At 52.5% G+C, this 23,139-nt stretch carries 20 protein-coding genes; 16 read left to right on the plus strand and 4 right to left on the minus strand.

Features of this window, described 5'->3' with window-relative positions; all coding sequences use genetic code 11:
- The first annotated feature begins 15 nt into the window (after positions 1–15).
- The 11 genes from ORD20_RS03505 to ORD20_RS03555 all read left to right on the plus strand — a co-directional run bounded on the left by ORD20_RS03505 (position 16) and on the right by ORD20_RS03555 (position 11,489).
- Positions 16–1,740 carry a molybdopterin oxidoreductase family protein gene (locus ORD20_RS03505; RefSeq protein WP_430626675.1) on the plus strand — a complete coding sequence of 575 codons (1,725 nt, stop codon included), beginning with the start codon at positions 16–18 and terminating at the stop codon, positions 1,738–1,740.
- Positions 1,737–2,726, plus strand: coding sequence for an NADH-quinone oxidoreductase subunit NuoH (gene nuoH, locus ORD20_RS03510; RefSeq protein ID WP_103374195.1), 990 nt, complete (start codon positions 1,737–1,739; stop codon positions 2,724–2,726). The genes ORD20_RS03505 and nuoH overlap by 4 nt, the downstream gene beginning before the upstream one ends.
- Positions 2,727–2,740: 14 nt before the next feature.
- Positions 2,741–3,178, plus strand: coding sequence for a NuoI/complex I 23 kDa subunit family protein (locus ORD20_RS03515; protein ID WP_103374194.1), 438 nt, complete (start codon positions 2,741–2,743; stop codon positions 3,176–3,178).
- A gap of 14 nt (positions 3,179–3,192) precedes the next feature.
- On the plus strand, positions 3,193–3,780 hold the full coding sequence (locus ORD20_RS03520) for an NADH-quinone oxidoreductase subunit J family protein (protein ID WP_103374193.1): 588 nt from the start codon (positions 3,193–3,195) through the stop codon (positions 3,778–3,780).
- On the plus strand, positions 3,777–4,079 hold the full coding sequence (gene nuoK, locus ORD20_RS03525) for an NADH-quinone oxidoreductase subunit NuoK (RefSeq protein WP_173677054.1): 303 nt from the start codon (positions 3,777–3,779) through the stop codon (positions 4,077–4,079). Before ORD20_RS03520 ends, nuoK begins: the two co-directional genes overlap by 4 nt.
- Before the next feature lie 52 nt (positions 4,080–4,131).
- Positions 4,132–5,997, plus strand: a complete 1,866-nt coding sequence (gene nuoL / locus ORD20_RS03530) for an NADH-quinone oxidoreductase subunit L (RefSeq protein ID WP_103374192.1) — start codon at positions 4,132–4,134, stop codon at positions 5,995–5,997.
- A 43-nt stretch (positions 5,998–6,040) separates the two neighbouring features.
- Positions 6,041–7,483 carry a complex I subunit 4 family protein gene (locus ORD20_RS03535; RefSeq protein ID WP_103374191.1) on the plus strand — a complete coding sequence of 481 codons (1,443 nt, stop codon included), beginning with the start codon at positions 6,041–6,043 and terminating at the stop codon, positions 7,481–7,483.
- Positions 7,480–8,901: an NADH-quinone oxidoreductase subunit N gene (locus tag ORD20_RS03540; RefSeq protein ID WP_103374190.1), complete on the plus strand. Its 1,422-nt coding sequence runs from the start codon at positions 7,480–7,482 to the stop codon at positions 8,899–8,901. The genes ORD20_RS03535 and ORD20_RS03540 overlap by 4 nt, the downstream gene beginning before the upstream one ends.
- 95 nt (positions 8,902–8,996) lie before the next feature.
- Positions 8,997–9,962 carry a polyprenyl synthetase family protein gene (locus ORD20_RS03545; protein ID WP_103374189.1) on the plus strand — a complete coding sequence of 322 codons (966 nt, stop codon included), beginning with the start codon at positions 8,997–8,999 and terminating at the stop codon, positions 9,960–9,962.
- Between the two features lie 19 nt (positions 9,963–9,981).
- Positions 9,982–10,617 carry a redox-sensing transcriptional repressor Rex gene (locus ORD20_RS03550; protein WP_430626514.1) on the plus strand — a complete coding sequence of 212 codons (636 nt, stop codon included), beginning with the start codon at positions 9,982–9,984 and terminating at the stop codon, positions 10,615–10,617.
- A 23-nt stretch (positions 10,618–10,640) separates the two neighbouring features.
- Complete coding sequence (locus ORD20_RS03555) at positions 10,641–11,489, plus strand: DMT family transporter (protein WP_430626515.1); 849 nt, start codon at positions 10,641–10,643, stop codon at positions 11,487–11,489.
- A gap of 10 nt (positions 11,490–11,499) precedes the next feature.
- Here ORD20_RS03555 and ORD20_RS03560 read toward each other — a convergent pair whose 3' ends face one another.
- A complete protein-coding gene (locus ORD20_RS03560; protein WP_430626516.1) occupies positions 11,500–12,384 on the minus strand; it encodes a glutamate synthase-related protein in 885 nt (294 codons plus the stop codon).
- Positions 12,359–14,029 (minus strand): ABC1 kinase family protein, encoded by a 1,671-nt coding sequence (locus ORD20_RS03565; RefSeq protein ID WP_103374186.1) that lies wholly within the window; start codon positions 14,027–14,029, stop codon positions 12,359–12,361. The genes ORD20_RS03560 and ORD20_RS03565 overlap by 26 nt, the downstream gene beginning before the upstream one ends.
- Positions 14,030–14,181: 152 nt before the next feature.
- On the opposite strand from ORD20_RS03565, the gene cdaA reads away from it, so the two are divergent.
- Genes cdaA through glmS form a run of 4 tightly spaced genes read left to right on the plus strand, consistent with a single transcriptional unit; the run spans position 14,182 to position 18,448 of the window.
- On the plus strand, positions 14,182–15,003 hold the full coding sequence (gene cdaA, locus ORD20_RS03570; protein ID WP_103374228.1) for a diadenylate cyclase CdaA: 822 nt from the start codon (positions 14,182–14,184) through the stop codon (positions 15,001–15,003).
- Complete coding sequence (locus ORD20_RS03575) at positions 15,000–15,941, plus strand: CdaR family protein (RefSeq protein WP_103374185.1); 942 nt, start codon at positions 15,000–15,002, stop codon at positions 15,939–15,941. Before cdaA ends, ORD20_RS03575 begins: the two co-directional genes overlap by 4 nt.
- A 50-nt stretch (positions 15,942–15,991) precedes the next feature.
- Entirely contained in the window at positions 15,992–16,582 is a 591-nt protein-coding gene (locus ORD20_RS03580) for a hypothetical protein (protein ID WP_430626517.1), read from the plus strand.
- Between the two features lie 51 nt (positions 16,583–16,633).
- Complete coding sequence (gene glmS / locus ORD20_RS03585) at positions 16,634–18,448, plus strand: glutamine--fructose-6-phosphate transaminase (isomerizing) (protein WP_103374183.1); 1,815 nt, start codon at positions 16,634–16,636, stop codon at positions 18,446–18,448.
- Between the two features lie 705 nt (positions 18,449–19,153).
- Here glmS and ORD20_RS03590 read toward each other — a convergent pair.
- Positions 19,154–20,569: a PLP-dependent aminotransferase family protein gene (locus tag ORD20_RS03590; protein WP_158246133.1), complete on the minus strand. Its 1,416-nt coding sequence runs from the start codon at positions 20,567–20,569 to the stop codon at positions 19,154–19,156.
- A 270-nt stretch (positions 20,570–20,839) separates the two neighbouring features.
- Here ORD20_RS03590 and ORD20_RS03595 point away from each other — a divergent pair, with 270 nt between their 5' ends.
- Complete coding sequence (locus tag ORD20_RS03595; protein ID WP_207654602.1) at positions 20,840–21,511, plus strand: YczE/YyaS/YitT family protein; 672 nt, start codon at positions 20,840–20,842, stop codon at positions 21,509–21,511.
- A 702-nt stretch (positions 21,512–22,213) separates the two neighbouring features.
- On the opposite strand, the gene ORD20_RS03600 is transcribed toward ORD20_RS03595, so the two are convergent.
- Positions 22,214–22,846 carry a cation transporter gene (locus ORD20_RS03600; protein ID WP_103374180.1) on the minus strand — a complete coding sequence of 211 codons (633 nt, stop codon included), beginning with the start codon at positions 22,844–22,846 and terminating at the stop codon, positions 22,214–22,216.
- Positions 22,847–23,139 lie beyond the last annotated feature (293 nt).

A 23,139-nucleotide genomic window follows, 5' to 3' on the forward strand; every position in this document is an offset into this window, starting at 1 on the left:
ATTGACCTCTGCCCGGTGGGCGCGCTCTTGTCGGCCCCTTATTATCACAAAGGGCGACCATGGAACATTGAGCGCCATAGCACCATTTGCCCGCATTGCCCAGTCGGGTGCTCAAGCCTTGCAACGACCAGAGAGAGCCATATTATTCGGATGGAAGGGCGTCCCGTGCCCGATAGAGATTGGGGTTGGCTGTGCGATCGTGGGCGCTTTGGATATGATTTTGGATACCATCCCGAGCGCATTACAGACTCGTGGGTTCAACAAAAGACCACGTCGGCGGCGCAAGCCACGCGAGATGTGGCGGAATGGATGCAGCGTACTTTGACGCAGTATGGGTCTGGAAGTATTGGGTTTGTCTTAGGAGGCCATTTTACTGCGGAAGAAGCGCATTTGTTGCGCCGCTTTGCCCATGATGTGGCGCATACCGATCATATTGCAATGGTGCGTGATGTGAAGGGCTATCTACCCCTATCCCTTAATGGAACATTTGAGGATGTGGCGCAAGCGGACGCGGTTATCTTTGTGGGGGTTGACCCCTACGAAGCGGTACCCGTTGTTCACCTTAAGCTGCGGGATCGCCTGCACCATTTTCCCCAACTGCAAGTGATGGGCGTGGGGCCACGGCGTCTGACTCGCGAAACCATGCCAGGACAGGATTATCTGATAGACGCCGAAGACGAGGCTATTTTCTTTGCGAAAGCCTTAGCCTCCAGACTTCCCAACGACTCTAGGGTGCAAGCGTTAATCGCGTCTATTCAAGACTACTCGTTGCCCGTGAGCGATGCGGACTTAGAGGTCTTCGGACAAAAGCTTCTCGACGCGCAGCACCTGACATTGTTATGGGATGGAGAAAATTCCGATATGGCCACGGTCTTAAGCGTCTTGGCGGACGTACGAGAAAATCCGACCGCCGTGCTTCCGACCTACGGCCCGGTGAATTGGCGTGGGTATGAACAGGCGGGGATTGACCCGCAGTATGCGGCTGTCGAGGACCTTCTGATCAAAGTACGCAACGGCGACATTCATATGTTGGTGCTGTGGGGGGCTGATTTGTTGCGCGAGTTTCCGGACCGGAAGCTGGCCCAGCAAGCCTTAGAGAAGGCGGACTATGTGGTGTCAGCCCAAGTGGTGCCGCCTTTAGATATGCCCTATATTGACGCTTTATTGCCGGTGGCGACGTGGGGTGAAGTCGAAGGCACGTACGTCAATATGGAAGGCCGACTGAGTATCGGAGCGGCGGGGGTGCAGCCTCCGGGTCAAGCCCGTCCTACTCGGAGTTATGTGGTCAACTGGGCGCGTTTATTCCGCCAAGAATGGCAAGACGACGCATGGGATGTGTTTGATAATGCGGAGGGGGACGTATTAATCCGCGCAGATGCAGCGGTTGCATCTGAGATTACATTGACACGTCCAGCAACCAAGCCAGCCGATGGCGTTTGGACCGTGATTCAAGGGGCATGGGTGGTCGAAAACGGATTGCCTTCCGAAATTTTGGAGCCTCGTGAAACCGAATTTGTCGGGCGTATCAGTCCAGACGATGCCGCTCGTTTGCAAATCGGTGCCGAGGGGGGGTATGTGCAGGCCCAAACCTCGGAGGGAAGCGTTTTAATAGCGGTTCGGCCTGATCCCGCGATAATGGAACACACCCTATGGATTCCTCGTGGAAGCCGCCATGACTGGGCCCAACATCTAGAAGGGGTGCTGACATTGATGCGTCCTGAGGAGGTGCCAAGCGTATGATTTTGCAGCTCGTCATTCTAATTGTGAAAATCATTTTGTTAATTGCGCTGTTGATGTTAGGGTTTGCCTATACCACGTTATTCGAACGACGGTTGCTGGGATTCTTCCAGCTACGTCTAGGCCCCAATCGGGTAGGTCCTTTTGGACTCATGCAACCCTTGGCCGATGGATTGAAAATGGCCCTAAAAGAGGATTTAATGCCGGCATTGGCGGACAAGTCGGTATTCCGCTTGGCGCCCGTGTTTTCGCTCTTTGCCGCCCTGTGTGTCGATGCTGTGATTCCCTTTGGGGCTCCGATTCATCTCTTTGGAACGACGATTACCCTGGATATTGCGAATCCCTCAATAGGGCTATTAATTGCCTTCGCCTTTAGTTCTTTAGGGATTTACGGCATTGTGCTAGGCGGATGGGCTTCACAGAATAAGTATTCGCTTTTGGGAGGAATCCGAGCATCCGCTCAGATGATTTCCTATGAACTGGCCATGGGTCTTTCTGTCATGGGCGTATTGATGCTAGCGCACACGGCCAATATGGAAGACATTGTTCTCGCCCAAAAAGCGCATGGATGGTTTTTTGTACCGGAAATTATTCCGTTTCTCATCTATTACATTACCGCATTTGCCGAAACCAACCGTACCCCATTTGACTTGCCTGAGGCGGAGTCTGAATTGGTGGCCGGCTATCATACGGAGTATTCCGGGTTTCGCTTTGCGATGTACTACATTGCTGAATATATCAACATGATTACGGTTAGTGGCATTGCTGTGACGCTCTTCTTTGGAGGCTGGTTGGGACCTAGTTTCTTACCGCCGATTGTTTGGTTTTTGCTGAAGGTCGGGGTGTCGATGTTTGTGTTTGTCTGGGTGCGGGCAACATTTCCACGGTTTCGTTATGACAAACTTATGTCCTTTGGGTGGAAATACTTAGTGCCGGCTGCGTTGATCTATTTTGTCGCGACTGCAGCTTTTGTCTCGGGTGTCATTTGAAAGGAGGGGTTTCGATGTTTGAAGGCATCAAGGCTATGGCTCAAGGCTTGGGCTCCACATTCAAGGCATTGGGAGCGCCACGCGATACCATTGAATATCCAGAGAAACGCCGAGAGTATTCGCCCCGGTTTCGAGGCAAACACATGTTGGCGAAAGACGCCGATGGGCACGAATTGTGTGTCGGTTGTGGATTATGTGAGGCGGTGTGCCCCGCTCATGCCATCCGCGTCGTCGCGGCCGAAGCGGAGGAAGGCAAGGCTGTCTCATGGACCAATCGTTACGCGGTGGATTATGAAGTCGATCTGATTCGCTGCATTTTTTGTGGCATGTGTGAGGAAGCATGTCCGACCAATGCAGTGCGGTTGACGCCCTTTAATGAACTGGCAGCCAGCGACCGGTTGGACATGATTGCCGATAAAGAAGAATTACTCCATCCCCCTGTTAGGAAATGAGGTGACCATGGATTATGGTCGGAATAGGCATATTGGGCGTATTGGCGATTGCGGCGGCCATTGGCGTGATTACCGCTCGGCAGCCGGTACACAGTGCATTGTACCTCGTAGCCAACTTGTTATCGCTGGCGCTATTGTATCTTGACTTAAAAGCCGAATTTTTGGCCGCTGCGCAAGTTATTGTCTACGCTGGAGCCATCATGGTGTTGTTCTTGTTCGTGGTGACCTTGTTGACAGCGGGAAAAGAAGAGCACGAACTTCCCGAAGATCTCCCAGGTCAACGCGCGACGGCGGGCATTTTGTCCATTATTGTGGGGATTGTGCTGGTTGCGCTTGCGATCAAATATCCGGGGACGCAACTGAAAGTCGCGTTGCCCTCTGGCTTTGGCGGCTTGAATTCCACTGGCAAGTTGTTGTGGGGACCTGATTTTATTTATCTGGTGGGGGTCGCCATCATGCTCTTAACGGCAGCCCTTGGGGTCTTGGTGTTGAACCCTCCCAAGCGTGAACGTCTATTAGAAAGGCGCCTCGCGGCTCAAAAAGAACACGATGCTACCGCAGAAACTCGGAAAGGGGCCGGCAAGGAGGGGCAGGGCGCATGATTTACGTTAACTGGGTGGTCGCATTGGCCGCCATTATATTCACAGTGGGGACTATCGGGGTGATGTTTCGCCGCAACCCGCTAATTATGTTTATGGCGTCCGAGATGATGTGGAATGCGGCCGCGCTGGCCTTTATCGCCTATGCACGCCAGCTTCATGACATGAATGGTCAAGTTATGGCCTTCGTCATTATGGCGACAGCTGCGGCGGAAGTGGGGATTGGCTTGGCGATTATCGTCAGCGTATACCACAAACGTCACCGTCTTGATATTGATGAGATTTCCCGCTTGAAAGGATAGCAATCTCTAACGAAGGGACACGACAAAAGGTGTCCGGTAAGGAGCGGCTGATATGCAAGGTGTGGCAGAAATTGTGCTGTTGCCTCTGTTTGGTGCCATCACTATTGGCATGTTTAAAGGCATTATGCCCAAAAAGCTCCCGGGAGTCTGGGCGAGTTTGTTGGTAGGAGTTAGCTTCCTTATTAGTATTGCAGAGGTGCTTAAACTGTCGCGGTTACCGGTTCATCATCGGTTTTTGACAGGGACAGCATTTGCGTGGATTACGGGGTTTGGGCCCGCCATTCACTGGCGCTACTATTTGGATCCCTTATCGGGATTGTGGCTCCTCGTCATTACAGGCGTAGGCATGTTGATTCATATCTATTCGATTGGGTACATGCATGATGATGCACAAAAAGCTCGGTATTTTTCCTATCTGAACTTCTTTGTGTTTTCCATGTTGCTTTTAGTATTGGCAGGCAATCTTCTAGTGTTGCTCATCGGATGGGCATTAGTGGGGCTTGCCTCATATTTGCTGATTGGATTTTGGTATCAAAGGCCCTCGGCAGTTCGGGCTGCGAAAAAGGCGTTTGTGATGAACACTGTAGGAGACGTGGGAATACTTTTAGGGTTAGCCTTGTTGTACATTCACTATCACACCGTGTCATATCCAGGCCTCTTTCAAATATTTGACCACCAGAGTCCCACTGCGTTCTTTGAGTGGACGGCTTTCTTGTTATATCTCGGCGCGATGGCCAAATCGGCCCAGTTTCCTCTCCATATGTGGTTGGCAGATGCTATGGAAGGTCCGACACCCGTTTCTGCGTTAATTCACGCGGCTACAATGGTGACAGCAGGGGTCTACTTGATGGCGCGTCTTTACCCTTTACTGCGCATTGCGCCGGACATTGCGTATTTGGTGGCGGCGATTGGCGCGTTTACGGCAATCTTTGCGGCCAGTATAGCCATTTTTCAACGCGATATTAAAAAGGTACTCGCTTATTCGACGTTGAGCCAATTGGGATACATGTTTTTGGGAGTAGGGGTCGGTGCGTACACTGCCGGGGTCTTCCACTTTATGACCCATGCCTTCTTTAAAGCCCTACTGTTTCTTGCCGCAGGCAGTGTGATTCACGCGTTAGCGGGCGAGCAGGACCTCAACCATATGGGGGGGTTATGGCGTAAGATGCCATGGACGACATGGTCGTTCTTGGCCGGCACCTTGGCGATTTCAGGTATTCCTCCCTTTTCAGGGTATTTTTCAAAGGAAGCCATTTTGGGAGAGGCTTTTAACTTAGGACACCCGTTCTTATGGGCGATCGGAGCCATTACAGCGGGACTTACTACATTTTATATGTTCCGACTCTTCTTTCTCGCGTTCTTCGGGCGTCCTCGCAATCAAAAGCTCTATGATCATGCGCACGAGGCTCCTTGGGTGATGACCGTACCAGTCGTAATCCTCGCGGTGCTGGCGACCTTTGGCGGGTTTCTTAAAGGATGGCTGAACCAATGGTTGGCTCCGGTCTTCGCTTTATACGCGGGAGCGCCGCATGCGGGATTGGAATCGGGACCCTTGTGGACAACAGGGGTGACTGTAGGGTTAGCCGTCATTGCCTTTATCGTGGCGTACATGCTTTACATCCGCAAACAGACACCGGTCAATGCCGCCTCAGAGCATGGAATTGGCCAATGGGCCTACCATGCATGGTATATGGATGCGGTCTGGACAGCAGTAGCCGTAGTTCCTTTCAAGAAAATCGGCAACGCAGTCATGCAGGCTGAGACGGGCATTTTGGCTACGGTCAAAGGCATCGGAACGGTAGTCTGGGACTGGAGTCAAGACTTAAGGCCTTTACAAACAGGGTATGTACGGCGGTATGCACTGTCGATGATGGTCGGTGTCGGAGCCATCTTGGTGTATTACCTTATCCGGGTGTAAAAGCCGGTCTCGGTCATTGCAGAAACTGTGAGGAGGCTGTGAGATGGTTTTGGTGTGGTTATTGGCGATTCCGCTGGTTGGCAGTATTCTTGCTCTTGCCAGTGGCGACCGCGGGGCAAAGTTCGTCGCCGTGGGGCTGAGTCTCGTCGAAATTGTGGCGTTTATTGTGCTCTTGGCCCATGGCCCGGTTACGCTCAATGCGCCATGGATTCCCGACTGGGGCGTGCGCTTCCATTTGGGTGCGGATGGCTTATCCATGTTTTTGATCGGGTTGACCACCGTTATGACGACAATGGCGCTCTTTGCGTCATCCCCGGCGTATCCAAAGAGTTATTTCTTTTGGATTCTATTTCTGGAATTTGGCATGGTCGGGGTCTTTGAATCTCTGGATCTGATGTTGTTTTACGTGTTTTGGGAAGTCATCTTGATTCCGATTTTCTTTCTCTTGACGGGATACACGGGCAGCCATGGGCGGGCCACAGCAATGAAATGGTTGATTATGAATTTGGTTGGAAGTTTGTTTATGCTCATCGGCATCATTGCCGTGGCGGTCCTGCATGCTCAACCGTTTGGCACGTTGACATTTGAAATTAATCAGTTGACCCACGTTCCCATGTCTGCGGCCGTAGCGCCATGGATTTTTGCTAGCTTCTTCCTGGCGTTTGCGATTAAGGCGCCCTTATGGCCCTTTCACGGCTGGATGCCGGATTCGTATTCGGAAGCACCAGCCCCGGTTACCGCCTTATTATCGGGAGTTATGTCCAAGGCGGGAATTTACGGGTTCTTGCGTATCATGTTACCGATCTTTATGCCTCAAATGCGGCATTACCAAACGGGTCTTTTGATTTTAGCGGCCATTGGATTGATCTATGGAGCGTTCATGGCGCTGCGGCAAAAGGATATGAAAATGGCGGCGGCTTATGCCTCATTATCCCATATGGGTATGATGGCTCTGGGCGTGTTTTCGTTAACAGAAGCTGGCATTTTGGGGGCGACATTTTTAATGGTCGCGCACGGGCTGATTATCGGGGGCCTGTTTGTGGTGCTTGGCTTTACGGAAGAGCGAACCAAGACCCGTGATATTGCGGCTATGGGGGGACTCAATGACGATGCGCCCAGGCTCGCTGTGTACTTTTTATTCTTTGCTTTAGCCGCTTTGGGATTACCAGGATTGCCTGGATTTACAGGGGAGTACCTTATTATTCAAGGGTTGGTGGCCCACGACATGGCTTTTGCTGTGATTGCGGGCGTCGTGTTGGTGGTCGCCGCGTGGTATATGATTCGACTTTTTCAAGGCGTTATGCAAAGTGTCCGCCAAGGTCCCAAGATTTTTGATTTGAGTGCGGCCCAAGTGGGATACATTGGCACACTGGCACTCTTAGTGGTGTTGTTGGGGGTCTGGCCGGCGGGCATCACCAGCCATGCAGCGCCAACGTTGTATCACGCCGTGCATCTGTTGGCGACGAAAGGAGGCGCTGCATCATGAGCGCGACATCCATGATGATGCCAGAATATCTCATCTTGGCCACCCTACTCATCGCGATGCTGGGTATTATGGTGAGCCGAGCGCATTCGACCTTGCCGTCGTGGCTAGGCTTATTAGGCAGTCTTGGAGCATTATGGGCGACCGTGGATATATGGACCCATCATCTCAAACCCGAAGTTCTTTTTAATCAAAGTGTCAGTATTGATACGTATAGTTTGTTCGTGAATGTCTTAGTACTCATTGCGGCAGGATCGACGATTCTCTTAGGATGGCAGGCAGAACGCCATCATGACGAATTTCCCGTTTTAGTCCTGCTATCGGCGTTAGGGATGATGCTGTTAGGCATGTCCGCAAACTTGGTGACCTTGTTTTTAGGAATTGAGATTCTCTCTTTACCTCTCTATATCTTGGCTGCATCGCACCGTAATTCCTTAGGAGGTGAAGCAGGCCTCAAGTACTTGTTGCTGGGGGCGTTTTCGTCCGGTATTTTACTCTTCGGATTGGCGTTAATTTATGGGGCGTCGGGAAGTATGAACTTCACGGACTTTGCCAGCGCGGTGAGTAGCCATTCCCCTATTCTCGGTGCAGGCCTCGTCTTAGCCTTGGTGGGACTGTTATTCAAACTGGCGATTGTGCCCTTCCATATGTGGGTGCCGGATGTCTACGAAGGGTCTCCAGATTCTGTGACGAGTTTTATGGCGTTTGGCACCAAGGTTGGAGCGGCAGTTATTTTACTCCGGTTTTTAGCGTACGGATTTTATCTATCGCCGGATTCATGGGGACCGATTCTGGGATACTTGGCATTGTTAACCATGATAGTAGGAAATTTGGTGGCGCTGACCCAAAATGATCTCAAACGCTTATTCGGGTATTCTGGGATTGGCCATGCGGGATTTTTGCTGGTAGGCGTCGCTGTTCACAGTGTTGTGGGAGCGCGGGCGATGTTGTTTTATCTCTTGCCATACGGCCTGGCCGTGATTGGGGCCTTTGCCATCATCACTATGATCTCGAATGGCGACAACAATGTGACCATTGATGATTTGCGGTCCTTAGCCTACAAAAAGCCATGGGCTGCGGCACTTTTTATTGTGTTCATGCTATCGTTCGCCGGGATCCCTTTGACAGGGGGATTTATCGGCAAGTTTTATCTCTTGCAAGCGGCGTTGTTTGCCCATCAGCCCGGATTAGCGGTAGGACTGGTTGTCGGAACCTTTTTAGGACTGGGCGCTTATCTGCGGCCCTTGCAAGCGATGTTTCGGCGTGACGGTCAGGATCAAGCGTTGGCCGGTTGGAATGTGAACTGGGCACAAATTGTTGTGCTCGTTGTCGCGGTCGTCGGCACGATTGGCATTGGGGTCTATCCGACACCGGTTGTACACTGGGTGAATCAGTCTGCCAACTTTTTCTGGCTGCACTAAATGAGAATTTCATTAAGAACCTCTAGGGATGTGCTACACTGAAAAAGATAAGTGGCGCACATTTCATACCCTTCTCAGGTAGAGAGGAGATTATTTTGGAGTTTTTCTCATTGGTGGAGCCGCATCTCGCACAGGTCAATACGATGCTGGAAGAACAATTGTTGACAGATAATGAATCCATTCACGAAGTGGCGCAGTATCTTCTCTTAGCAAGTGGGAAACGCTTACGGCCAGCGCTCGTCCTTCTGGCGGGGCAGTTTGGAAACGAAACTGCCTCCCAGCAACAGCGCCGTTTGCTTGAGGTAGCAACGGCTGTGGAAATGATCCACATGGCCACATTAGTTCACGATGATATTATCGATGATGCGGTCCTCCGGCGTGGTATTCCGGCTGTCAGGACGCAATTTAGCAACGCTGTCGCGGTGCTCTCCGGGGATTTTCTCTTTGCCTTGGCATTCCGTCTCTTTTCTCAAGCCGGCGATTTGGCTATTGTAGAATTAGCAGCGAAAGTCGTGCATGTGATGTGCGTCGGGGAAATATACCAGAATATGGATCATGGACGAATCGCCACGGAAGAAGCGTATTGGAAACGGATTGAGGCGAAAACAGGATTCTTTTTAGAGACGAGTTGCCGCTTAGGGGCGATTGCCACTGGAGTTAGCCAAGACGTAGAGACGTTACTCGGGCAGTATGGCCATCATATTGGACTTGCTTATCAAGTGGTCGATGACTTGCTCGACTGGCTAGCAGATCCCGAAAAATTAGGGAAGGCAGTCATGGAGGATGTGGGGGCTGGCGTTTACACCTTGCCTATCATTTATGCCTTGAAGCAGCCCGCCTATAAAGATAACGTGCAAGAGATCTTGTCTTCGCCAGATCCGGCTCGTTATGTGGAAGACTTAAGGCAAATTCTTGTGCGTAGTGGAGCGCTGGAATATTCCAAGAGTCAAGCCGAACATCATATCGCTTTAGCGTTAGATGTGTGTCGGCAATTGCCGCCTGTTCCAGCTCAACAGGCATTGCAAGAGCTGGCGGAATTTGTTTTGGCGAGAGAGTATTAACGGTGAGTGAGAAGGAGCGATGTTGTTGCAGCGGATTCCTGATGCGGCCATCCGGCGTCTGCCGGCTTATCTGCGGTGGTTGACCGAATGCCAACAAGAACGGGTAACCTCAGTGATGCTTGGGCAAGCAACAGGCTATTCATCGGAACAAGTGCGCAAGGATTTGGCCTATTTTGGCGCGTTTGGCACCCGGGGTGTGGGATACGATGTTGCGGCGTTGCGAGAAGAAATTTACCATATTCTGCGGCTCGACCGGGGCGTGCGGGCGATGGTGGTTGGAGCCGGGCATTTAGGCACGGCACTGGTACGTTATGTGGACCAAGGCCATCAAGATGTACAGATTATGGCGCTTTTAGACAGTAACCCTGCGATTATTGGATCGCAAGTGGGGTCATTACGAGTCGAGTCTGTTGACCGTTTAGAAGAGCTCGTGCATGAATTCGGAATTGGCATTGCGGTATTAACGGTACCTAAAGAAGCGGCGGTAACGGTCGCGGATCGTTTAGCCCAAAGTGGTGTCCGTGCGATCTTGAATTTCGCGCCGGTTGCTGTGTGTACACACTATCCGGACGTTTTTGTGCAGCCGATTGACTTAACCTTGGAATTGCAGGCTCTTTCGTATTTTGTGGGCCAGAGAGAACAACATACATTATGAATCGACGCGGCTTTGTGATCAGTATGGCTCTTGTGGTCCTGAGTTGGGGCCTCAACTATGTTGTGACTAAAATCGGCGTGGGGCATTATCCACCAGCCGATTTTGTATTTTGGCGTTTTTTGGCCACTGCAGTTCTCACGGTTCCTTGGATGATGAGGCAATATCCAACAAGCCTTGTGGCGGTTGTGAAATTATTAATTCTTGGGGTCACAGGCGTCACTTTATATCAGCTGTCCTTTACGACCGCCTTGCATGATACGCTGGCCGCTAATGTGGCGTTTTTATTCGATTTGTCGCCCTTGATGACCTTGGTGGGCCAACGCCTGATGCGCTTGCGTCCTTCGGGCCCGCAAATGTTTCTAGGGGCCGGCATTTCATTAATCGGGGTCTTACTATTAGTGGGCGCTTCTACGGGAGGAACCATCTTAGGGGATGGCTATGCATTGCTTGCCGCCCTGTTATGGGCTCTCTTCACACTGTTGACTGACCGTTTTCATCTGCCCATCTCGGGAATTGCCTTGACAGGATGGATGAGTGTGTTTGGCACTATCGGCATATTACCGTGGATGAGATGGAATCAGGTAGTGCCTCATGGTATGGACATTTGGGGTCCCTTGGCCTATACGGTGGTGTTTGTCACCATTATGGGACTCTCACTGTGGCAAAATGCTGTGATGGCTGTAGGAGGCGGAAAAGCCAGCTTGTACCTGTACGTCATACCAGTGATTGCCGCAGTCGCGGGGTGGATTGTTTTAGGAGAAAAACTAGGGTTGCTTGAAGGCGTAGGGGCTGTGCTTATTGTGTTGGGGGTTACGGTAGCGGAAGGGGTGTGGCATTTCCGCCGCGTGGGCAAACACCCCGCGGCAGAATAAGCCACGCGTTTTATTGAACATCAGGTGGTACGTCGTGGCGGAACTGAAATGATGGAGGCTCCGGAAAAATGCCTGGTTGGCCAAGCCACGGACGGACGATACTGCGGACTTTCGCCATTTGGGCGGTCCACGGATCTAGGGCTACCAGGTCGTGCCGGTTGACGTCGTGAACGTCGGTTTTACCTAAGGCCTGAACCCCATAGCGCATTTCGTCGCAAGAAGAGCGTAGGAAATGCGCCAGATGGTTGGCCGCACGGTCCACATCGAGCTCGTGCTGATGCTGGCCTTTGTGGTACAACAAGTCTTCAGGTGGCGCAAACGGTAGGACTTTGACCGCCTCGGCGGCCGACAGCGCCATTAAGGCTGCATAGCCTATATAGACGGCGTCAGCGCCGATGGCCATGGCCTTAAGATAGTCTCCGGGGCTGCGGAGGCCGCCTGCTGCAATAAGGGAGATCTTATCGCGAACTCCTTGTGATTTGAGATATGCGTCGGCCTCAGAGATTGCCGCCATGGTTGGCAGGCCAAAATCATCTTGTAAAATGGGGGGACCGCTATGGGTTCCCCCTTCTCCTCCGTCAAGAACGAGAAAGTCCACAGACGCCTCTAATAACACTTCCAAATCATCTTCCAACCACCCAGACGGCGCTAGTTTCACGCCAACAGGCACTCCGTGGCGACCCTTGAGTTTTTGCACCAATTGCACAAAATCCTTTGGCGACTCGACGCCCCGTAGACGGGCAGCCACGACGGCGCGGTCGCCGTCTTTGAGTCCAAAGTATTTTTGCATCTCTTTGTCGACGGAATTCGTAGCCATCGCTGCTCCCGCTTGAGCGCCTTGGCCAATTTGAATTTCAATGGCATTTGAATTAACGCCATCGCCGGACGGATCCATAAAGGAACGCTAGCCCTGCGAACCCATAGAACGTGTCACCTAGTAGCGGATGGTGATAGATCACAAGGACACTGGCTGTTAGCGTAAAACCCACCACATACAGGGCTTGAATGACGCCTTGTAACGTGCGGTTTAATTGCCGCAAATGGTACGCACCTTTTTTCCATTCGACTTGGGCTTCTACTTCTCCGTTCTCGACTTGTTTTAACACGCGGTGCGATAAATCGGGGAGGTCGGCTAAGGTAGTGACAAAGTGCGTGGCAGTCCGCTTGACAAAACCCAGGCTACCGCCTTGGTCTTCTGTGACGAAGCGTTTGGCATAGGGGGCAAACAATGTGACGAGGTTGATATCCGGATCCAAGCCTTCCGCTAAACCGACCAAGATGGCAATGGCCCGGCCTAAAAAGGCAAAGTGTCCTGGCACTTGAATCGGCTGGGTACGCAGGAGATTTTCAAAGTCCCGCAAAAGGGCGACTAAATCTAACGATGTCAGTTCATCTAATGTTTCCGCATAATAGCGGTCGAGGAGATATTGAATTTGCCTGCGGAGCTGAACACTATCGGCTTCGGGACGGACCATTCCTAAGGCTTCCATGCTGGCAGCGAGTTCCGACGGATCGCGTTTGGATACGGCAACAAACAGTCGTCGCAGTTGCTTGCGGGTGGGGACGTCCAAAATCCCAATCATGCCATAATCCAAGAGGACCAGGTCCCCATTGCGGGCTACCAACAAATTGCCTGGGTGGGGGTCCGCGTGAAAGATACCCGACTCCATGACCATATGTAAATAGAGGTGAATAGCATGTTCTGCGATCGTGGTGGGGTTCAGCCCTCGGGCGAGAAGCTCATCCCGTTGGTTGATTTTAATACCGTCACAATATTCCATGGTGAGCACTCTCGTCGTCGAGAGCTCAGGATAGGTTTTGGGCACAATGACCCATGGCAGGTGTCTAATGTCTTCGCGGATCAGTTCGGTATTTTGTAATTCCTGTTGATAGTTAAGTTCTTCGATGACAATCCGCCGAAATTCGCGGAGCACTGTATACAGGTCAAAGGCACGCCCAAAGCGGGTAAAGCGGGTCGCTAATGTGACCACGATCGTCAAGGCTTTGAGGTCCGCTTGAACGGTACCGTCAATATAAGGACGTTGGACCTTGACGGCAACCGGGGTGCCGTCAGGAAGTACGGCGCGGTAGACTTGCCCTAGTGATGCTGCGGCCAAGGGGACTTCGTCAAAAATGAGAAAGGATTCATGCAAGGGCCCTAATTCTTGTTCTAAAATAGGGCGGACCTCAGCCCAAGGGGCTGATTTGACGTTGTCTTGGAGGGCTTGCAACTGTTCAATGAACGGCTGGGGCAACAAATCGACGCGGCTCGAGAGAAATTGCCCAACCTTAATTAACAACCCTCCTTGCTGTTCGGCCGTTTGGCGAAATTTAATGGCTTCGCGCGTATAGAGGTCGTTCCAAAACGCTTCTTTTTCCGCGGTGTCGGGGCGGTTTTTTTGAAACACGGCCGCCCAACTGATCCGGAGCACGATGCTCACGAAGAGGCTGACGACGCGGTAGATGCGGCGTGCCACGGTGACGGCGCTTAAGCCGTCAGATGGTAAGGCGCGTTGGTAGCCCGGCGAATTCGGCGTCAAATTTTTTCCCCCTCGCGGCTAGTCTATCATAGGCTGCTACGATGTGAATCCGAAAATTGGTATTAGCCTAAGATGCATGGTGTTGGGCTAAGAATATGGTACGCTAAATAGGATGGATAGATATTTGGGGTCTGGTAAGCGGGGTGGAACCGGTGTTGTCATTTGTCCAGAATATGTCGTGGTCGTCATGGCTCCTGTCCGTAGTGGATATTTCGATCGTCGCTTACGGTCTCTATCGATTTTTTTTGTTAATTCGGGGTACGCGAGCGGTTCAGCTGATTAAGGGTATTATTATTCTTTTAGTGGCCGTTCCTGTGTCCAGTTGGCTCCATCTTTATACCACCCACTTTCTGCTGCAAGAAATTCAGGTCATGTTGGTGGTGGCGATCCCGATTATCTTTCAGCCGGAGTTGCGCCGGGCATTGGAGCACATCGGACAAGGACGATTTTTTTCTGAAGGCATTCTCTTGCACGAAGAAGCGGATATCGCTCATGCGATTGACGAATTAGCCCGGGCGTGCGACCATCTCTCACGAAACCGAACGGGGGCCCTATTTGTTTGGGAGCGCACGACAGGACTTAACGAATATGCGGCGACCGGGACCTCGATCGACGCGTTGGTGTCTGCTCCCCTTTTAGAAAACATTTTTGTGCCGAATACGCCACTACATGATGGGGCTTGTATTATCCGTGGTGACCGGGTGATTGCCGCCGCAGCATTTTTGCCTCTCACGGACAGTGCGCAACCTGGTAGTGAATTGGGAAGTCGCCACCGTGCGGCCATTGGCATCAGCGAGCAATCTGATGCCGTGGTGGTGGCTGTCTCTGAAGAGACCGGTTGGATTTCTGTGGCGCTAGAAGGGCAATTGTACCGCCGGTTGGAAGATCGCGCCTTACGCGAAATGCTGACACGATTACTGATTGCCAAACCTCATACGTCCTTGAAAATTTGGCGGAGGGGCGTGAATTCATGATGGACCGGCTTCTAGAAAACAACACCATTTTGAAAATCCTATCGGTGGTGGTCGCGCTGTTTCTTTGGTTTCAAGTGACGTCCACCAATTCTCATGTCGTGGGCGATCGGTCTATTGGCCCGGTGCCTGTGGAATATAATCCCCCCTCGAAGGCCGATCTGACGGTGATGTCCATGAACTATAAATCGGTGTCGGTTCAGGTTAAGGGGCCGATTGCCACGGTGGCTAAAATTAATCCCCAATCATTTTCTGCGTTTGTCGATATGAAAAATATTACAGCCAGTGGGACTTATTCATTGCCTGTCCGTGTGTCAGTGCCCGCGGGCACGAGTTTCGTCAATGTCGTTCCCAATCACGTCACTGTCGTGATTGACCAAATGGGGACTAGACATATGAATGTGACGTTGAAAGCGGTGGGGACGCCCGCTCCTGGTTACGAATTGACCCAACTGGCGACGAATACGCAAACGGCGGTGGTGTCAGGCCCTATGTCTGATTTGGACAAGATTAAAGAGTTGGTCGCTGATATGCCGGTGGGCGGACGTACAAGCAGTTTTCAAGAACAAGTGATTTTGATGCCGTTAAATAGTGAAGACCGATTAGTGTCCAACGTACAGGTCTCGCCAACCATGGTTACGGCACAGGCCTCCATCAAAAAGCGGCCTCCCGAAAAAACCGTAGGGGTTGTTGCTAAAATATCGGGCTATCCCGCTCACGGCTATGCCGTGTCGACCATTGCGGTGCATCCCGCATCCGTCGTCATTACGGGGAGCAAGTCTGCTTTGTCTCAAATATCCGTGATCTATACGGTGCCAATCTCGGTCTCTAACGATAGCGCGTCCGTGTCGTCTGCCGTGCCCTTGGCTTTTCCTACAGGAGTGAGTGGTGTGACGACGCAAGACGTCAATGTCCACGTCACCATCACGAGGGCTGGATAATACACTAGAAAGCAAGAGTTTAGGACACAAGCCTGAAGGGAATGTAGCCGATGTCATTGTTTGGAACAGATGGGGCCCGTGGGGTTGCCAATGAAGAACTCACGGGTCGCTTAGCTATGGAGATTGCGCAAGCAGCGGCAAGCCAGTTGTCTCCTGGCTCAAAGGTCTTGATTGGCCGCGATACGCGGGTTTCGGGACCCATGTTGGAAGCGGCGTTGACCGCCGGATTTTTGTCGTCCGGGGTCGACGTAGTGCTGGTGGGGATCTTGCCGACGCCCGCTTTAGCGTATCTTATTGGGAAAATGGGGGCGCAGGCGGGGGTGATGATTTCGGCGTCTCATAATCCTCCGCAATACAACGGCATTAAGCTTTTAGACCATATGGGAAGAAAGTGGCCCGTGCAGCAAGAAGATAAGGTAGAGCGCACGGTACTATCTCAAGAGTTTGCCTTAGGTCAGGCCCATAAGGTCGGACGTCTTTTCCACTATGAGGAGACGGCTGTGGCGCATTACCACCGGTACTTGGAGTCTTTGTTTGCAGGGATGATGCCGGATTTGCATGTTGGCATCGATTTAGCACATGGGGCTGCTATAGCAACCGCAGAAAAAGTTTTATCCAGCATGGGATATCCGCAAGGATAGCACAAACACGTGTGGCCGGGACCGGCTCCTGAATATGGAGGCGATCGATCAATGTGTGGAATTGTTGGGTTTGTGGGAGAACAGAATGATGCCCTCCCATTTATTTTTTCTGGGCTTAAACGGTTGGAATATCGCGGATATGATTCGGCGGGGATTGCTTTGGCCGCGCAAGGAGGTATTGCGATACAAAAGGCGCGCGGCAAGCTCGCTGCATTGGGGGAATTGTTGGGCGCCATGCCGTCGGGGGTTCCTTGTGGCATCGGACATACCAGGTGGGCGACGCACGGCCGTCCCACGGATATTAATGCCCATCCTCATACGGATTGTCATGGAGAAATTGCCACCGTTCACAACGGTATCATTGAAAACTTCCAAGAACTGCGTGCGGAACTCATCGCATTAGGGCACCATTTTCTATCCGATACGGATACGGAAGTCATTCCCCATTTGCTGGAAGAGTATGGGGGAGCCCAGGATCTCGAAGGGGCAGTGCGGACCGCCGAAAAGCGACTTATAGGGGCATACGCATTTTTAGCGATATCATCTCGTCAACCTGACCGGATTATCGCGGTCCGTCGCACCAGCCCTTTGATTATTGGGTTGGGCGATGGAGAAAATTATTTGGCGTCGGACTTCAGTGCGTTTTTGTCGGCCACCCGTCAAGCACAAGTCTTGGAAAATGGGGATATGGCGGTTGTCACGCCGCATACAGTGCGAATTATGAATTTGGCTGGGGAAACGGTCGAACGGCCGATTATGACGGTCGATTGGGACATCCGCCAAGCGGAGCGCGGGGGCTATCCTCATTTTATGCTAAAAGAGATTATGGAACAGCCAGATGTTTGGAGCGATTGTTTGTTAGGGCGCATTCAGGGGGACCGGGTAGTGCCGGAACAAATCGGTCTTACTCCGGAGTATTTGCAGCGCGTGAAGCACATTCAAATCATTGCGGCCGGCACTGCCTATCATGCTGGGCTGATTGGTAAGAGTCTTATCGAGAGCTTAGCCCGAATTCCGGTCAATGTGGACGTGGCCTCCGAGTTTCGTTATGCCCACCCCGTTATGGAGCCGGATACCATGGTCATTGCCATTTCGCAATCCGGCGAGACCGCCGATACTTTGGCGTGTTTGCGGCTGGCCCGGGAACTTGGCCACTTTACGTTTAGTATTACCAATACAGTAGGATCAACCGCGGCGCGTGAGTCTGATGCGGTCGCCTATACGTTAGCGGGGCCAGAAATTGCGGTCGCGTCGACCAAAGCCTACACGACTCAGATCCTTGTATTGACTCTGATTGCGCTGGCGCTTGCAGATATCCATGGCCATCCGCGACCGGACTTAGTGCGCGGCTTGTTGCAACTGCCCTTGTTAGGACATCAGGTCTTGGACGTCATGGAACCTGTCAAAGATATGGCGGAGCGTCTGGCTAGTGGCCATGATGTCTTTTATATCGGCCGTGGACGGGATTATGCGTTGGCTATGGAAGGGCAGTTGAAAATTAAGGAGATTTCGTATCTCCATGCCGAGGCGTATCCCGCAGGAGAACTGAAACATGGTACGCTGGCCTTAATTGAAGAGAATACCCCGGTCGTCGTCATCATGACGGAAAGGGATGTAGCGGACAAGACCGTCTCTAATATTCTCGAGGTCAAGGCGCGTGGGGCCGAAGTCTGGGGCATAGTGGACAGTTCGCTGCCCGTGGGGTTGCCCATTGATCACCGTATTGATGTGGCGGTCGATCTGCCCGAATTATCACCGGTTCTGGCAGCCATTCCTTTGCAGCTGCTCGCCTATTATACGGCGGTAGCACGTGGAGAAGACGTGGATCAGCCACGCAATTTGGCCAAATCCGTGACGGTGGAATAAGTTGTATTACCGTGTACGGCAAATGTTAACGCAAAATAAGGTCTTCCCTGAGTAAAATAAGTTGTTCCGTGCAGCACGGGTGGATTCGGGTCAAAAGCCTGAATTCGCCCGTCTTTTTTAATGCCTGAGAGCGATGGGCGGGGGAAACTCAGAGCAAAAGTTTGAGGGGGATCAGACGCGAAAAAGGCCGATATAACAAGGATTCCTCGACCATGCCCGATTAAAAATGCAAAAATTATCGACCAAATCTGTCCTCCCTGCGTCCTCAAGCCCTGCCTTTCTGCTCGCGCCAGCGAACAACTTCATTTTACGCAAAATCGATGAATCAGGAAAAATTGCGGAGAAAAACGGGTGGGGAAAGGCATGACCTACGGAAGAAATTCATTTGACGGTTACAGCTCGGGTTGAGTCAAATGGCCGGAATCCTTAGCCATTCTCATCGAGGAGCACGCTGACTCTGACTCTATGGCGGACTTCGTCGTCGGGTAGACTGATCTCGGTGTACAACAACGTCAGCCATTCCCGCGAATGACCGCGCCGAAGGCGGATACACACGCGTTTAACGGGCAGGAGTTCCCGAGCAGGATCCTGGCGTGGGCCGGTTGATGCTGGTCAGCTTTTTGCGTGCTCAATAAGGTAAAATCGGACGGAATAATCGTCTGCCATCGGTCCGGCCCAGCTCCAGCCCACTGACCAGCGGTCTCCTTACAGGACCAGATCCCCGTTGATGGCGTCTTTGAGCCGAGCGAGACCCACCGCCGCCTGTCCGGGTGATAGCCGTGCATAATTGAGTCGCACAAAGCCGTCGTCAGCACCATATAGCCGGCCTGGGGCGTAAGTCACACCGACATCCACAGCCCATTTAATCCGTACGTGGTCGGGCACCGAGCCGCCAACGTTCAGCCAGAAATGGAGCCCTCCCTCGGGCGGTGTCCATTCCGCTCGCAAGTCAGCGAAACCTGAAAGAGCCCGATGGAAAGCGTCCCGACGATTTCTCAAGGCGTGTGACACGGCTTCGACGTGACTGGGCCAAGCGGGGCTTGTCAGGGGTCCCGCAGCAAGGGCTTGGACGAGACTGGGGGTCCCCGCATCAATTTGTCTTCGAATCTCGCCAAGACAGGTAATGATGGCCCTGGGCCCAGCGATCCAACCGATGCGCATCCCCGGCGCCACAATCTTTGAAAGGCTGCCTACGTACAAGACGGATGCCTGCTCGGCCAAACGAAACAGGGGAGGCGGTGCTTGAGGAGTGCCTGCCACCCGCAGATGTGCGAAGGCATCGTCCTCAACAATGGGTAGATTCCAGGTGCTGCAAAGTGCGATAACAGCTTGACGTCGCGCCAAACTTAATGTGGATGCGGTAGGATTGTGATAGGTGGGATTCAGCCAGACCATGGACGGCCGATGGTTGCGGATGATATGCGCCAGTGCGTCCGGCATAATTCCGTCGCCATCCATAGGGATGGGTAAGAGGCGCTCCCCGGACGATTGAAAAAGTGCCTGCGAATAATAAAAAGAAGGCTTTTCAATAGCGATCGTATCGCCGGGATGCAATAGACCCCTGGCTAGAAGATAGAGTGCCTGCTGGGCACCAGCGGTAATCAGCACGGATTCGGGATCTAGGTCGATATCCAGATGACGCTTCATTTCAAGGCCTACTGCCTCACGGAGAGATGGGAGCCCGAGTTGCTTCTCGTAGCCAAGCACCTTCTTCAGTTCCACGTCCGCCAAGAGGCGTTGCAAGGTGGACACTGGCCAAAAATCCGACCCGATATCCCCCTCCGAGAAATCCCATCCACCAGCTCGCTGACGGGACTCTTCAATTTGGCGAGCGAGCGGGGCCAGAGGCCGGAATGCGGCTCGCTCCATATAACGAGGCCAATCTGGTGTGATGCCCCAAAGATCGCCACGCACATAGGTACCGCTGCCTTGTCGGCGTTCTACCAGACCCCTTGCCTGGAGTTCTAGATAAGCGGTGGCTACGGTACTACGGTTAAGCCCAAGTTGCTCCGCAAGATTCCGTTCCGGCGGCAACCGCGTTGCTGGCAGCCAGACTCCTTCATGAATGCTGCTCACAAGCCATTCCACCAGTTCCCGTACTGTTCGCGGTTGATTACTCATGACGCACATCCTTCCGAAAAATGGCCGGTAAATTGGCATTAAATTGGCTGGTGTTTATGATGCCTATTGTTCCTATAATAGCATCTGCCTGCACCGACCCGATGTCAGTCTTTAACGAGAATCCTGTAATGAGCGACTAGACCTGTAAGACATGGCAGAGTCCACCAACCTGGTGATGGTACAGGAAAGGTTCGACAGGGGGGGCGAAGCGAACCTCCTTGAAAGATTGCACAAGGCAGCAAAAAACAAAACATGAAGTAGGAGGCTACTATGGCACGAATTTTGGCGCCAATCATTGTGTTATTGGTGCCTCCAGCATCACGAGATCGACTTCGACGCCGCGTGGCACAACTGCTGATCGGACTTCTGCTCTATGGCGCAAGCGATTCATTCCTGGTTCTAGCGCACTTGGGCATTGATCCGTGGGACGTCTTTCAGCAAGGGCTTTCTTTGCACACGGGAATCGCCATCGGGACTTGGTCGATCCTTGTTGGAATGGCCGTGTTGTTACTGTGGATTCCGTTGAGACAGCGGCCCGGCCTGGGGACGGTCCTAAATGTGGTCGTGATTGGGGGAGTAATGGATCTCGTCCTTTCCCACGTCACACCGCCGAGTGGCCTCTTTCCGCGTATCGGTGTACTCCTCCTCGGCGTAGCGATTAACGGTGTGGCTACAGGCTGTTACATTGGTGCTGGTTTGGGACCCGGTCCGCGAGACGGGCTTATGGTGGGGCTGGCGAACCGCGGGCTATCACTTCGGCGTGTCCGGACAGTGATCGAGGTCACGGTGTTAGCCGTAGGTTGGGAACTAGGAGGAAATGTTGGCTGGGGGACGCTCCTCTACGCGCTTGCAATCGGCCCGCTGGCACAAATTTTTATCCCTCTCTTCACCGTACGGCCATTGCAAACGGCTCCTATCATATCCTCGGCAACCGCAGAGTGAGAATCTATGCAACGAGGTTCAGATAATTTGGCCCATTTGGACAAACTTTACAGATGTTAGATCTTTGGGTGGGCTACCCGCATTGTAGATGCCCACCAAACACCGTTTGATTTTCTGGACTTCACGTTCTTCTGATAGGTCCCCGGCTCGGAGGGGCGTCTGCTCTTGACCCCGGAATCGGACGCCGTGGAGAAGTTCAAAGACCGCATCCGGGGCCTCACCCATCGCACGCGCCCAATGCATGTGGCGATGGTGATTAGAGACCTGCTCTTGACCGAACGGGTGCGCAAGGCTCTTCTTCGCCCCTAATAACCTGCTCTAGATCGACTTGTTGCGAGACGGTGCGAATCGCAGCCTTTCATTCCTGTCGGCGACCAAGTAATTATTGCGTGGACCGGCGGCACCTATGCAGTGGCGGCTTTTCACTGACCCGCTTTCAACCGCCATGCCATCGCGCTCGGATTATTAAAGGGCCATGTTCCGGCCAAAAACCCATAACGTGCCGATCCCCAACACGAGATAGCGAATCCTAATGGAAACGCGTCTCCAAGGCGTAAAAAACCATCATAAGCGTGACGATCGTCGCCCCATAGGCCCCATAGACGGTGAGCATCGAGAATCTACTTCCTTGATGGCGACCATGTTATCGATAGGGAGGATTGTTGCCAAAACGGGCGAAATTGGGTAGGGAACATCTCGGCTCTATTGGCGTGCTGAGTCCGCCGTTTCCCGCACTTCTTCGAAGGCATTCCAGGCGTCTCGGGCCACCCAATAGGCGATGGCGAGAGCGGACACAGGATCCATCCATGTCCACCTTAAGGCCCATACTCCCAGTGTACCACCTAATCCCGCCCACGCCATATACGCACAGGTCCAACTTTCTGTGGCATCCGCCTTTAGTGCGGTGCTCTTTAACGCGATCCCTAATTTCAGTTTTTGGCGGGCAAATAGCACCATGAGGAGGCCAGAAATGATCATCACGATAATTCCCAAAGGACTTGGACGTACAGTGCTTGACGTGACCAGCGCCCAGAGAGCCCCGCCGATTAAATAGAGCAAGAGCAGCCCTAAGAGCCCAACGGTCCATCGCGCGGTTTTGGCTTCCGCATGGTCCACAGCAGAGTCGTCAGCGCCACGGGCTTCGATCCGTAATCGCCAGACGAGGAGACTGGCCGATACGAGTTCAATCAGACTATCCGCTCCAAAACCCGTGAGCGCCAGCGAATGGGCTCTATAACCTGCCTCGAGAGATAAGATGGCCTCAACCACCATCCATAGGATTGCGGCGATTTCCCACGCTAGTGCTTGGGTGATGTGTTGAGCTCGTGTATGCATGAAATAGTAGTCCTCCCCATGTAATGACAAGACCTTAAGGCGAACTGGATGCTCTTATAATATCCGAACAGCCATGGACAGGTGACCGCGATACCTTCAACGTTTCGGATTGAGGTGATTATTTCTTGTGGGGAAGGTATGTCGTGCTTTTTAACGATATAGAAGCCTTTCGGTGGAAAATCTACTAGACAAAAGAATAGCGTCGTTAACCTAGGGTATTGTCCGTATCTGGTAGGACGGGATGGCGAGGCCACTTGCGTGATGATTATTCGGGTACAAGCTCTTATGGAATT

Source organism: Sulfobacillus thermotolerans, assembly GCF_039623705.1.
Classification (GTDB): domain Bacteria; phylum Bacillota; class Sulfobacillia; order Sulfobacillales; family Sulfobacillaceae; genus Sulfobacillus; species Sulfobacillus thermotolerans.